This is a genomic window from Kocuria salsicia, assembly GCF_007681555.1.
Taxonomy (GTDB): domain Bacteria; phylum Actinomycetota; class Actinomycetes; order Actinomycetales; family Micrococcaceae; genus Kocuria; species Kocuria salsicia.
Genome location: NZ_VELE01000003.1, coordinates 151,776 through 164,019, shown reverse-complemented (window position 1 = coordinate 164,019; position 12,244 = coordinate 151,776). Strand labels below are relative to the sequence as shown.

Annotated in this window: 13 protein-coding genes; 9 read left to right on the top strand and 4 right to left on the bottom strand. The window is 70.3% G+C overall.

Annotation, left to right across the window (positions count from 1 at the left end; translation table 11 throughout):
* The first annotated feature begins 25 nt into the window (after nt 1-25).
* Nucleotides 26-1,252: an alpha/beta hydrolase family protein gene (locus tag FS770_RS07160; RefSeq protein ID WP_145010809.1), complete on the top strand. Its 1,227-nt coding sequence runs from the start codon at nt 26-28 to the stop codon at nt 1,250-1,252.
* Nucleotides 1,253-1,468: 216 nt separating this feature from the next.
* Here FS770_RS07160 and FS770_RS07155 read toward each other — a convergent pair whose 3' ends face one another.
* Together FS770_RS07155 and FS770_RS07150 are read right to left on the bottom strand one after the other, a co-directional pair.
* Nucleotides 1,469-1,915 carry a SufE family protein gene (locus FS770_RS07155; RefSeq protein ID WP_144942843.1) on the bottom strand — a complete coding sequence of 149 codons (447 nt, stop codon included), beginning with the start codon at nt 1,913-1,915 and terminating at the stop codon, nt 1,469-1,471.
* A complete protein-coding gene (locus FS770_RS07150; RefSeq protein ID WP_144942844.1) occupies nt 1,912-2,820 on the bottom strand; it encodes a sulfurtransferase in 909 nt (302 codons plus the stop codon). The genes FS770_RS07155 and FS770_RS07150 overlap by 4 nt, the downstream gene beginning before the upstream one ends.
* 278 nt (nt 2,821-3,098) lie before the next feature.
* Here FS770_RS07150 and zapE point away from each other — a divergent pair, with 278 nt between their 5' ends.
* Nucleotides 3,099-4,148 (top strand): cell division protein ZapE, encoded by a 1,050-nt coding sequence (gene zapE, locus FS770_RS07145; protein ID WP_144942845.1) that lies wholly within the window; start codon nt 3,099-3,101, stop codon nt 4,146-4,148.
* 126 nt (nt 4,149-4,274) lie between these two features.
* Here the strand turns inward: zapE and FS770_RS07140 are convergent, their stop codons facing one another.
* Entirely contained in the window at nt 4,275-4,457 is a 183-nt protein-coding gene (locus FS770_RS07140) for an antitoxin (RefSeq protein WP_145010807.1), read from the bottom strand.
* 284 nt (nt 4,458-4,741) lie between these two features.
* Between FS770_RS07140 and nrdF the strand changes: the two genes are divergently transcribed.
* The 5 genes from nrdF (at nt 4,742) to FS770_RS07115 (ending at nt 8,897) form a co-directional block, all read left to right on the top strand.
* Nucleotides 4,742-5,722, top strand: a complete 981-nt coding sequence (gene nrdF / locus FS770_RS07135; protein WP_144942847.1) for a class 1b ribonucleoside-diphosphate reductase subunit beta — start codon at nt 4,742-4,744, stop codon at nt 5,720-5,722.
* A 361-nt stretch (nt 5,723-6,083) separates the two neighbouring features.
* Nucleotides 6,084-6,536 carry a hypothetical protein gene (locus tag FS770_RS07130; protein WP_244944803.1) on the top strand — a complete coding sequence of 151 codons (453 nt, stop codon included), beginning with the start codon at nt 6,084-6,086 and terminating at the stop codon, nt 6,534-6,536.
* 166 nt (nt 6,537-6,702) lie between these two features.
* Complete coding sequence (locus tag FS770_RS07125; protein WP_145010804.1) at nt 6,703-7,431, top strand: lipoate--protein ligase family protein; 729 nt, start codon at nt 6,703-6,705, stop codon at nt 7,429-7,431.
* A gap of 25 nt (nt 7,432-7,456) precedes the next feature.
* Nucleotides 7,457-8,278, top strand: a complete 822-nt coding sequence (locus FS770_RS07120) for an SOS response-associated peptidase (protein ID WP_145010801.1) — start codon at nt 7,457-7,459, stop codon at nt 8,276-8,278.
* A gap of 130 nt (nt 8,279-8,408) precedes the next feature.
* Nucleotides 8,409-8,897, top strand: coding sequence for a pyridoxamine 5'-phosphate oxidase family protein (locus FS770_RS07115; RefSeq protein ID WP_244944802.1), 489 nt, complete (start codon nt 8,409-8,411; stop codon nt 8,895-8,897).
* A gap of 88 nt (nt 8,898-8,985) precedes the next feature.
* Here FS770_RS07115 and FS770_RS07110 read toward each other — a convergent pair whose 3' ends face one another.
* The gene (locus FS770_RS07110; RefSeq protein ID WP_144942850.1) at nt 8,986-9,489 is read right to left on the bottom strand and encodes a GNAT family N-acetyltransferase; all 504 of its coding nucleotides are present in this window, start codon (nt 9,487-9,489) and stop codon (nt 8,986-8,988) included.
* A 141-nt stretch (nt 9,490-9,630) separates the two neighbouring features.
* Between FS770_RS07110 and FS770_RS07105 the strand changes: the two genes are divergently transcribed.
* Together FS770_RS07105 and FS770_RS07100 are read left to right on the top strand one after the other, a co-directional pair.
* Nucleotides 9,631-10,980, top strand: coding sequence for a M20/M25/M40 family metallo-hydrolase (locus tag FS770_RS07105; protein WP_144942851.1), 1,350 nt, complete (start codon nt 9,631-9,633; stop codon nt 10,978-10,980).
* Between the two features lie 72 nt (nt 10,981-11,052).
* Complete coding sequence (locus FS770_RS07100) at nt 11,053-12,237, top strand: acyl-CoA dehydrogenase family protein (RefSeq protein WP_144942852.1); 1,185 nt, start codon at nt 11,053-11,055, stop codon at nt 12,235-12,237.
* Nucleotides 12,238-12,244 lie beyond the last annotated feature (7 nt).

The window sequence follows — 12,244 nt, the reverse complement described above, 5'->3', positions numbered from 1 at the left end:
TATGCCCGCGTGCCACAATGACGCCATGGCTTCCGAGACCTCTCCCCGCCCCGGCACGGACGCGCGCGCGTGGCGCCACGGCGCACTCGTGGGCGCCGCGGCCAGTGTGGGCGCGGCGTCGGCCACCTTCGCGCTGTCCGGCGGCGTGGCCGCACTCGTCGCCCGCCACGTGGTGACCCCCTCCACCCGTCCCGGCAACGTCACGGTGCTCAAGATCGAGAAGGACGCTAACTCGGGCCGGGACCTCGTGACCCTGCCGGCCACGCCGGACACCCGCGTCGCAGGGACCTACGCGCTGCGCTTCGACGAGGGCCGGGGCCTCGCCCGGATCGGCTTCGTGGTGCGACAGACCGGCGGCACCGTGACCCGCCTGGTGGAGCGCGTGTACAGCGGCGAGCTCACGGTGGGCGCTCGGGGCTGGTGGACCGGCACGGTCTATGCCCGGCCGTCGGACGCGGGCCTGCCGTACGAGGAGGTGCAGATTCCCACCCCACTGGGGGACGCGCCGGCGTGGTTCGTGCCCGCGAAGGGGGGCGACGCCGCCCGCACCGGCACGTGGGCCGTGATGGTCCACGGCCGGGGGGCCCAGCGCGCTGAGTGCATCCGTGGCGCCCGGGTGGCCCGCAGGCTCGGGCTGCACAGTCTGCTGCTGTCCTACCGCAACGACGGTGACGCGCCCGCCACTCCGGACCACCGCTACGGGCTGGGCTTCACCGAGTGGGAGGACGTCCAGGCCGGGATCCGCTACGCGCTGGAGCACGGGGCCACGGAGATCGTGCTCTTCGGCTGGTCCATGGGCGGGGCCATTGTGCTGCGCACCGCTGAGCTCACCGAGTACCGTGACCGGCTGCGCGCCCTCGTGCTCACCGGACCCGTGGTGGACTGGTACGAGCTGCTGGCCCACCAGACAAAGGTGCACCGGGTGCCCCGGCGCGTGGGGCGGATGGCCGCGGACATGATCTCCCACCGGCTGGGCCCGCGCATCACCGGGCTCGCGGCACCCCTGGACCTGCACGCCCTCGACTGGCTCTCCCGCTGGGAGGACATCGACACGCCCACCCTCATCCTGCACTCCACGGACGACGAGGTGGTACCCGTGGCGGGGTCCGTGAAGCTTGCGGACCTGAGCCCGCTCGTGGACTTCGTGGGCTTCACCGGCGCGCGGCACACCAAGGAGTGGAACATCGAGCGCAAGCGCTACGAGCGGGCGATCCAGGACTGGCTCCCGTCACGGCTCGCCCCGCGGCGCTGATCCCGTCGCGAGCGCACGGTCCTCCGGGCGGCAGAGCGCTCGGCACTCGGGTCGGTCGCGCCACGGACCGGGGTGCGGCGTCGTCGGACCAGACGGTCGAGAGACCGGGGCGGACGAGGCACGGGGGGCGACGGCGGGCGGTGGAGAACCCTGGGACGACACGAGCGCGGTGCCCGGCACCGATGTCCCGGGCACCGCGCGTTTCGTGAGGCTGGCTCAGACCGCCTGGCGTGCCTGGATCTGGCGCTTGATGCGCCCAAGCATTGCGGACATCCCCCGCATGCGCAGGGGGGACACGAGCCGGGTCAGCCCGAAGCGCTCCGGGAGGTCGTCCGGGACCTCGAGCACCTGGGCCGCAGGCAGGCCGTTGAGGCCCTCGTGCAGGATCGAGGCAAAGCCCCGGGTGGTGGGTGCCTCGGCCGGGGCCGAGAAGAAGAGGCTGACCGGGGCGTCGTCGCCGTCGCCCACCTCGACCGCGAGGAACAGGGGCGACTGGCACTCGGTGACCTGCTCCAGCTCCTCGGGGTGCTCACCCAGACGGTCGGGCAGCTCGGGCAGGGAGCGTGAGAACTCGAGCAGCAGCTGCAGCTTGTCCGGATCCGGGACCTCGTTGAACTCTCTCACGAGCTCCGCCAGCTGCTCCGGAAGGTCCTGCGCGCTCACAGGGAAGACCCCGGGGCCTCGCCGCGCTCCTCGCCCTGGGCCACGGGAACGCGCACGGCGTTGCCCCACTCGGTCCAGGAGCCGTCGTAGTTGCGCACGTTCTCGTAACCCAGCAGGTGGGTGAGCACAAACCAGGTGTGGGAGGAGCGCTCGCCGATGCGGCAGTACGCGATCACGTCGTCGCCCGGCTGCAGGCCCACCTCGTCCCGGTAGATGGCCTCGAGCTCCGCACGGGACTTGAACGTGCCGTCCTCGGCGGCGGCACGGGCCCAGGGGACGGAGGCCGCAGTGGGGATGTGCCCGCCGCGCAGCGTGCCCTCCTGGGGGTAGTCCGGCATGTGGGTGCGCTCGCCCGTGTACTCCTGGGGGGAGCGGACGTCGATCAGCGGAGTGGTGCCGAGCGCGGCCAGAACGTCCTCGCGGTACGCGCGGACGGGGGCGTCGTTCCGCTCGACCACGGGGTACTCGGCCTGGGTGACCTCGGTGGCGTCCGTGGTCAGCTCACGGCCCTCGGCGATCCACTTGTCGCGGCCACCGTCCATGAGACGGACGTCCGGGTGGCCGAAGAGGGTGAAGACCCACAGGGCGTAGGCGGCCCACCAGTTGGACTTGTCCCCGTAGATCACCACGGTGTCGTCGCGGCTGATGCCCTTGCGGGACATCAGCTCGGCGAACTGCTCTCCGTCCACGTAGTCGCGCGTGTCCGGCTCGTTGAGGTCTGTGTGCCAGTCGATCTTCACGGCACCGGGGACGTGCCCGGTCTCGTACAGCAGGACGTCCTCGTCCGACTCGACGACGACGACGCCCGGGGCCCCGACGTTCTCGGCCACCCACTCGGTGGACACCAGCCGCTGCGGGTGCGCGTACTGTGCGAACGCCTTGTTCTGCTCTGCTCCTACAGCCATTGAAACCTCTCCTTGTCCTGGCGCTGTCACGGTTGCGGCCCACGGCGGACCGCCCGTCTTCCTGCCTCCAGCGTAGTGGGGAGCCCGCGGCACGTGCATACCGGGCAGTGACTGCCCCGTCACAGCCCGGGCCGTGTTCACCACGGGCTGACCGGTAGCATCGGGGGCAGAAGGGGGTGCGTGCCAGCGCTCCCGCCAACCGTCTATGCACAGGACCAGCTGCCTGCAGGACCCCGAGCCCGGGGTGCGCGGGGGAGCAGGTCGGGAGGTCCCGGAACGTGAGCACTCAGATCGAACACCTGGTCGACCGCAACCCGCGGGTCTCGGCCGAAGAACTGCTCGACGGCTTCCGGCCCTCTGAGCGCTTCGGTGAAGTCTCCTTCGACACCTACCGCCCGGACCCCTCCCAGCCCACCCAGGCGGAGGCGGTGCAGAAGCTAAAGGCCTTCGCCGCGGGCGTCTCGGGGCGCGGCGGCCAGGGTGGCGGCGGGTTCTTCTCGAAGCTCTTCGGCGGCTCCAAGGCATCGACCGCGGCACAGGGCATCTACCTGGACGGCGGGTTCGGCGTGGGCAAGACCCACCTGCTCGCGTCCCTGTGGCACGCGGTGCCCGGGCCCAAGGCGTTCGGCACGTTCGTGGAGTACACCAACCTCGTGGGTGCGCTGACGTTCCGCCGTACGGTGGACGCCCTGAAGGAGTACTCGCTCGTGTGCATCGACGAGTTCGAGCTGGACGACCCCGGGGACACTGTGCTGATGTCCCGGCTGATGCGCGAGCTCGCGGATGCCGGTGTGAAGCTCGCCGCGACGTCAAACACGCTGCCGGGGTCGCTGGGGGAGGGGCGTTTCGCGGCGCAGGACTTCCAGCGCGAGATCCAGGTGCTCTCCTCGCAGTTCGAGGTGGTCCGGGTGGACGGCGAGGACTACCGCCACCGCGGTCTGCCCCAGGCACCGTCGCCCCTGGCCGACGACGCCGCGCTCGACACCGCGATCGAGCAGCACTTCCCGGGCAAGCGGGTGGCGCTGGACGACTTCGAGGCGCTCGTGGACCAGCTCTCCCGTGTGCACCCCTCCCGCTACCGGGCGCTGATCCAAGACCTGGACGCCATGGCGTGGCGCGGGGTGCGCACGATCGACCAGCAGGCCGTGGCGCTGCGCTTCGTGGTGCTCGCCGACCGCCTCTACGACCGGGACCTGCCCATCCTCTCCACGGGCGTCCCGTTCGACCAGGTCTTCACCGAGGAGATGATGGCCGGCGGGTACCAGAAGAAGTACTACCGCGCGGTCTCCCGTCTCACCGCCCTTGCCCGCGAGGCCGACGAGGCCTGAGGCCCCGCACGGCTGCGGGACGCCGAGTGACCGGCGCGAGAAGACTCTTGGGAGAGGCCCGCACGAAGAACAGCGCCCCCTCCGCCGAAGTGGACGGGGCGCTGTCGTGGTCTGTAGGGGGAACGACTACTCGTTGCCGCCCAAGCGGTCGCGCACGGCGTCCTGGCCCTGGTCGACCTGGCCCTCGAACTTGCCGCCGGTCTTGTCGTCGACGGCGTCTCCGGCCTTGTCGATACCCTCGTTGACCTTGTCCTGGTGGCCTCCGGCCAGATCCTTGGCCTTATCCGCGAGTCCTCCGAGATCAGGCATGATCTGATTCCTTTCGCTTGAGTCACCAGCCCGGTACCGGGTCGGCATGTCACTCATCCTGCACGGCAGTGGGCGCCACAGGGAAGACCCGCGGGGGGGCGTTCGCCCTCAGAAAACAGCCCCGGCACCGTCGACGGAAACGCGGCAGGGTCCGCGCGCGGGTGGAGTAACCTGGGAGATCCCCTGGCACGGCCCCCGCCAACCCCATGTGGTAACGACACCGCGGGGCAGTCTTCCCACGTGCGCACCGGGGCACAGTCAGCTACGAAGGAGTCTGCGCCGCCATGACCACCGAACAGGTCGAACTGCTCCGCCACCCGGCAGAGGCCATCAACTGGAATCGGGTTCAGGACGAGAAGGACACCGAGGTCTGGGACCGCCTGACCAGCAACTTCTGGCTCCCCGAGAAGGTGCCGCTGTCCAACGACGTCCAGTCCTGGAAGACCCTCACCGCCGAGGAGCAGGACCTGACCATGAAGGTGTTCACGGGCCTGACACTGCTGGACACCATCCAGGGCACCGTGGGCGCCGTCTCGCTCATCCCCGACGCCAAGACGCTGCACGAGGAGGCGGTGTACACCAACATCGCGTTCATGGAGTCGGTGCACGCAAAGTCCTACTCGTCCATCTTCTCCACGCTGTCCTCCATGAAGCAGATCGACGAGGCGTTCCGCTGGTCCCGTGAGAACGAGTACCTGCAGCGCAAGGCCGAGATCGTGCTGAGCTACTACAAGGGGGAGGACCCCCTGAAGAAGAAGGTTGCCTCCACGCTGCTGGAGTCCTTCCTCTTCTACTCGGGCTTCTACCTGCCCATGTACTTCTCCTCGCACGCCAAGCTGACGAACACCGCGGACCTGATCCGCCTGATCATCCGCGACGAGGCCGTGCACGGCTACTACATCGGCTACAAGTACCAGAAGGGTCTGCTGCAGGAGACCCCGGAGCGTCAGCAGGAGCTCAAGGACTACACCTACGACCTGCTGGACGAGCTCTACGAAAACGAAGTGGCCTACGCGGAGGCCCTCTACGACTCCGTGGGGTGGACCGAGGACGTCAAGAAGTTCCTGCACTACAACGCCAACAAGGCGCTGAACAACCTGGGCTACGAAGCGCTGTTCCCCCGCGAGATGACGGACGTCTCCCCGGCAATCCTCTCCTCGCTGTCCCCGAACGCGGACGAGAACCACGACTTCTTCTCCGGCTCCGGCTCCTCGTATGTGATCGGAAAGGCCGTGAACACGGAGGACGAGGACTGGGACTTCTGAGCCGCCCCTGAGACCCTGAGCTGACACGCGGGCGCCACCGGGCCCGGGATCCGCACGACGCGCGGGTCCCGGGCCTGCCGCGTTCCTGAAGTGGCGTGCGGTCCGGGGGGGCGTCGACGTCGCGTTGCCATTGCGCACCGCACCGCCGCTTCACACCCGGGGACAGGTGTATCCCACGTCCCCCAATGTGCGACTGTAACCGCCTCGCGCGCAGTCCTAGACTGGGAGCACAAGGGGAGGTTCCCCGTGAACTCGCAGCCGATCCGGGGGGATCGTGAGGTTCATGGGGGCACGATCGACAACCGGGGTGGCGGCGCGCGCCGCCACCGTGGAAGAGATCTTCACAGGGGGCTTGAAGGACATGACTCGTGCTGCAGCAACCGTGAAGGCGGCGGTGTCCGTCGCGGAACTCACGGCATTGAACAGGGTAATGGGTGGTACCGGATCCGTGGAGGCGTTCGAGCGCGAGCTCGTCACCCGCGTGTTCGTGGGCGCCCGCGCCTGGCTCGACGAGCTGGGGGGCCACGAGCTCACCCGGGACCAGCGCAGGCGCTGGAACGCGGCCGTGCGCCGCGTCAACCGTTTCGTCCCGCGCGGAGGCGTGACCATGACGTGTACGGTGCTCGCTTCGCTCAACCAGTCCCGTGACCTGCTCGACGACCCGCACCTGCTGAAGACCGCGCTCGTCGCCGCGGCGGCCCACGGTCCGGCGACCGCGGTTCCGCGCGTGGCGGCCCCGGCCCAGCAGCAGCCCGCCACCCAGGGAACCGGAGCACAGCGGTCCCGGGAGCAGTTGGCTCCGTCCGGCGTCTGAAGCGCTCGGCGTCGTCGCGCCCCGCCGCGTGTGGGAGCGTGTGCGGGATCTGAGTCGTGCGCGAGGTCCGGTGAGAACACCGGTGTGCCGTCCGCGGCGTTCAAGGTCGAGCCCGTGCTGGACCGCCGTCTGGGCGTTGCCTCCCTGGACTAGAGTTGGCGCCAGCATGAAACTCATACGTCAGCGCGAATCCCTGGGCGCGGAGCAGGACTACCGCCGTGCGCTCGCCATCCTCGACGCGGCCCGCGGGGGCGTCACCGAACCGGTGCTGCGCGTCTACCAGCCGCGCCCCACCGTGGCATTCGGGCGGCGGGACGAGCTCAACCCGGGGTTCGCGCACGCCCGCCAGGCCGCCGTCGACGCCGCGTTCACCCCGCTCGTGCGCCGCGTGGGCGGCCGCGCGGCCGCCTACCACGGGGGTTGCCTCGTGATCGACCACGTGGAACCGGACCCGGACCCGAAGACCGGCATCCAGGACCGCTACCGGCTGTTCGGGGACATGGTTGTGGCGGCGCTCGAGGAACTCGAGGTCCCTGCCCAGGTGGGAGAGATCCCGGGGGAGTACTGCGCGGGGGAGTACAGCGTGCACGCGCCGGGCACGGCCGAGGACCCCCGGCGCCCCGTCAAACTCGCTGGCACCGCCCAGCGCGTGGTGGCCGGGGCCTGGTACTTCTCCACGGTGCTCGTGGTCGAGGAGGCCGAACCGCTGCGCGCAGTGCTGGAGGACGTGTACGCCGCACTCGACGTGCCGTGGGAGCCGAGCACTGCCGGGTGCGTGGCAGACGTCCGGCCCGGGACCACCGTGGCCGAGGTCGAGGAGGCGCTGCTCGACGTCTACGGCCGCTACTCCGCCTACATGGGCTACGGGCGGGTCGTCGGAGACGGCGAACGGTGAGCGCCCATCAGGAAAGGAGCACACCATGTGCGGCCGCTATGTGATCGCGAGGACCCCGGGCCAGCTGGCCCTGCCCTTCGACGCCCGGGTGGACGACTCGGTGGGCGACGCCGTGGGGCCCAGTTGGAACGTGGCCCCCACCCACACCGTGCCCGTCCTGCTGGAGCGCCTGTCCGAGGACGGGCAGCTGGTCGCGGAGCTGCACGCGGCGCGGTGGGGTCTGGTCCCCTCGTGGGCCAAGGAGATCTCAATCGGCTCCAAGATGTTCAACGCCCGCTCCGAGACGGTCACCGAGAAACCATCGTTCCGTTCCGCCGTGGCCGCCCGCCGGTGCGCGATTCCCGCGGACGGGTACTACGAGTGGAAGGCCCCGGAGACGGGGAAGGGGCGCAAGCAGCCGTACTTCGTCCATCCCGAGGACGGGTCCGAGATCTGGTTTGCCGGGATCTACGAGTGGTGGCGCATCCCGGAGCACGCGTCGGACGCGGTGCGCGAGGGACAGACACGGGCCGGGAGGAACGCCGGGGGCGACGGTGCCGCGGGGCACTGGCTGCTCTCGTGCTCGATTCTCACGCGCGAGGCACCATCCCCGGGGGACGAGAACCCCCACCTGGCGCAGCTCGGTGCGCTGCACAACCGGCTTCCGATGGGCATGACCCGGGACTTTGCGCGCGAGTGGATCGCGCCGGGGAAGGACAAGGCGCACGCCGCGGCGCTCGTGGAGCGGGCCGTCGCCGAGTCGCTGGGGGTCGCCGCAGAGTGGCAGATGCACCCCGTGACCACGGAGGTGGGATCGGTCTCCTCAACGGGCCCCCGGTTGGTGGAACCCCTCGACACCCTGCTGTGACGCTACAGCCCTGACCGCACGGCACGAGGCCGCATCGCCGACACCTCACCACTGGCACCACGCTTCTGACACCACCGCCCGGCGCGGCACCCCGTGACGGCTCCGACGCCCGCCCCTACAGTGGGACGTGGTGGGAGAACCACCGCACACTCACGAGCACCGGGGGACGACGATGGTGGAACTGGGCAACACCCTGACCGAGGACGCACGATGGCTGGTGGACTTCGTCCGTGGCACCGGTGGGGCAGTGGTCGCGAGCAACAGCGGCACGGGAGCCCCGGAGTCCGCCTACGTGCTCGTCGCCGCCACGGACGCCGGGAAGATCACCTTCGGCACCAACGCGCAGTCCCGCAAGTTCACCAACATCACCTCGGACCCCCGCGTGTCCATGGTCCTGGTGCAGGACGGAGCCCACGAGGTCCAGCTCGAGGGCGAGGCGCGGGTCCTGGAGGGCTCCGACGCCGCCCCGGCCACGGAGGCGCTCGCCGCCCAGCACCCCGGCTCCACGGACACCCGGGACCCGGAGAACCTTCGGGTCGTGGAGGTCACCGTGCGCTGGGCGTCCCGCACGGACACCACGCACCAGCCGCCGCTGGCCGCGGACCTCGACCTGCGCTGACCAGGGTCTGCGCCGGACACGAGGACGCCCGGGCCACCGTTGTGGGCTACAACGTCGCGACCCGGGCGCGTGCCAGGCAGGGAGCGGACTAGAACTCGTCCTGCTCGGGGGTCCAGCGGTTGAAGTCCAGCGTGAGGTACAGGGCGAGCGCGGCGGCGTTGTCCTCCGGGATGCGCACGCAGACCTCCTCGTAACCGCTCTCGTGCAGCGAAGCCATGACCTGGCGCACGAGCTGCTCCGCGTAGCCGCGGCGGCGGTGGGAGGAGGCCGTGAAGAGCTCGAAGAGGTAGGGGACGTCCGGGAGAGTGCGGTCCTTGCGCCGCTCCAGCACCACGGCGGCGGCCACGGGGGTGCCGTTCTCGTCCTCGATCAGTTGCGACTCCCGGCTCAGGAACGGGCCGAAGTCTCCCTGGAATGCGCCGCGGATCATGCGCTCGGCATCCTCGGCGGTGCCGGAGATCTTGGAACCGTAGGCCTCCAGGAACAGGCGGGTGAGCTCCGCGGTGTCCGCCTCCGTCACGGCGCGGCTCGTGGCCGTGACCTCGCGCGAACCGGGCGCGGTGCGGGCGATCAGTGTGATGTTTCCAGTCATGACGGCCTTCCACGGGTCAGGGGTGAACACGGGTGCATCCGTCATTCAGAGTAGCGGAGAACCCCTGTAAGTCCACGCGGGGACTACCGTGGGGTGCAGACCCACCGCGGCGGCGAGAGACAGCAACGAGAGACGAGGACCATGAGCGAGCACACCGGAGCACCCTCGGCAGCGGACGCCACCCCCGCAGGCGGTTCCTCCCCCGAGGGGGAGGCCGCCCGGATCTGCCGCGAGCTGATCCGTTTCGACACCTCCAACTACGCGAGCGGGGAGGCGGAGGGCGAGCGCGCGGCCGCGGAGTACGTTGCCGGGCTGATCGAGGAGGTGGGCCTGGAGGCCCAGTACTTCGAGTCCGCGCCCGGCCGGGCGAACGTCTTCACCCGCCTCGAGGGCTCGGACCCCGGCGCGGACGCGCTGCTCGTGCACGGCCACCTGGACGTGGTGCCCGCCATGGCCCAGGACTGGTCCGTGGACCCGTTCGCGGCGGAGGTCAGGGACGGCATGATCTGGGGCCGCGGCGCCGTGGACATGAAGGACATGGACGCCATGATGCTCTCGGTGCTGCGCCACATGCGCCGCACGGGCACACGGCCGAAGCGGGACATCGTCTTCGGGTTCTTCGCGGACGAGGAGGCCGGCATGCGCTACGGCTCCAAGTACATGGTCCAGGAGCACCCGGAGGTCTTCGACGGCGTCACGGACGCCCTGAGCGAGGTGGGTGGCTTCTCCGCCGACATCGGCGGGCGCCGGGCGTACCTGCTGCAGACGGCGGAGAAGGGCTTCATGTGGCTGCGGCTGGTTGCGGAGGGTCAGGCGGGCCACGGCTCGGGGCTGCACGAGGACAACGCGGTCACCCACCTCTCGCGGGCGATGGCGAACATCGGCGAGTTCACGTGGCCCGTGGAGCTGACCAAGACCACCCGCGCGTTCCTGGACGAGGTCACCGAGCTCACGGGGGTGGAGTTCGACCCCCAGAACCCCCAGCGGCTGCTGAAGGAGCTCGGGGCGGTCTCACGGTTCGTGGGTGCCACCCTGCAGAACACCTCGAACCCCACCCGCCTGGACGGCGGCTACAAGACGAACGTGATCCCCGGCTCCGCCCAGGGCTCGGTGGACGTCCGCTTCCTGCCGGAGCAGGAGGAGTACGTGCGCGCCAAGCTGCAGGAGCTCGCGGGAGACAGGGTGCGCATCGAGACCGAGTTCGAGGACATCGGCCTGGAGGTCCCGTTCTCCGGCACCGTGGTGGACGCCATGGTGGACGCGTTGAGCGCGGAGGACCCGGACGCCGTGGTGCTGCCCTACATGCTCGGCGCCGGCACGGACAACAAGTCCCTGTCCCGTCTGGGCATCACCGGTTACGGCTTCGTGCCCCTGCAGCTGCCCCCGGAGCTGGACTTCACGGGCATGTTCCACGGTGTGGACGAGCGGGTTCCGGTGTCCTCGCTCGAATTCGGCTCCCGCGTGCTCGACCGGCTGCTGCGCAGCTACTGAGCCGCGCGGCGTCGCCTCCCCTGCACCGTTCAACCACCGCGTCCCGAACGCACCCCATGGAAAGAGCCTGAGATGAACGCCGTCACCGAACTGCTGCCGGACGAGCTGATCGATCAGATCCGGGGCCGGGCGGGCGCGGTGGACCGCGAGAACCGTTTCTTCGACGAGGACTTCGAGGCCCTGCGGGAGGCCGGGTACCTGCGGATGCTCGTGCCGCGCGAGTTCGGCGGGCTGGGCTTCACACTGGAGCAGGCAGTGGCGGCCCAGCGTCGGCTCGCCACCGCGGCGCCGGCCACGGCCCTGGGCATCAACATGCACCACGTCATCGTGGGGATCGGCTACACCCTGCACCTGCGCGGGGACGAGCGCGCCAGGCGGATCTTTGAGGACGCGGTGGCCGGGGAGGTCTTCGCGTTCGGCATCTCGGAGGCCGGAAACGACTCCGTGCTCTTCGACGCCACGACCCGCGCGCACGACACCCCCGAGGGCTGGCGCCTCCACGGCACCAAGATCTTCACGTCCCTGTCCCCGCGGTGGACGCGCCTTCTGGTCCACGCGCGCACGGAGCGGGACGACGACGCCGCGCGGCTCGTCGTCGGCTTCCTCACCCGGGCGGAGCACACCACCGCGGTGCCCGGCGTGGATGTCCGCCAGGACTGGAACGCCCTGGGAATGCGGGGCTCGCAGTCCTGCACCACCGTGCTGGACGGTGCCCTGCTGCGTCGGGAGGACCTGCTGGCCACCACCCCGGTGGGGCCGAACCCGGACCCGGTGGTGTGGGGGATCTTCGGGTGCTTCGAGCTGCTGCTGGCGGCTGTCTACACGGGCATCGCCGACCGGGCGATCCAGGTGGCGGTCGAGGTCACCACTGCGCGCCGCTCACTCGCCAAGGGCGCGCCGTACTCGGACGACCCGGACATCCGCCGCCACATTGCTCGGGCCGGGGTGCTGCGGGACGGGGTGGAGCTGCAGCTGCGCCAGCTCGCGGCGGACGTGGACGCCCTGGGGTCCGAACGAGACCCTGGACACGGCGCGCGCTGGTTCATCCTCTTCTCGGGCGTCAAGCACCGTGCCACCGAGTCCGCCCGGGAGGTCGTGGACCTTGTCCTGCGCGCCTCCGGAGGGTCCCAGTACCGCAGCGGCACGGAGCTGGAACGCCTCTACCGGGACGTGCTCGCGGGGCTGTACCACCCCTCGGACCCGGAGTCGGTGCTCGCCGCCACGGCCACCTCCCTGCTCGGGCCCGTCTGCGAGTGAGGCCCCG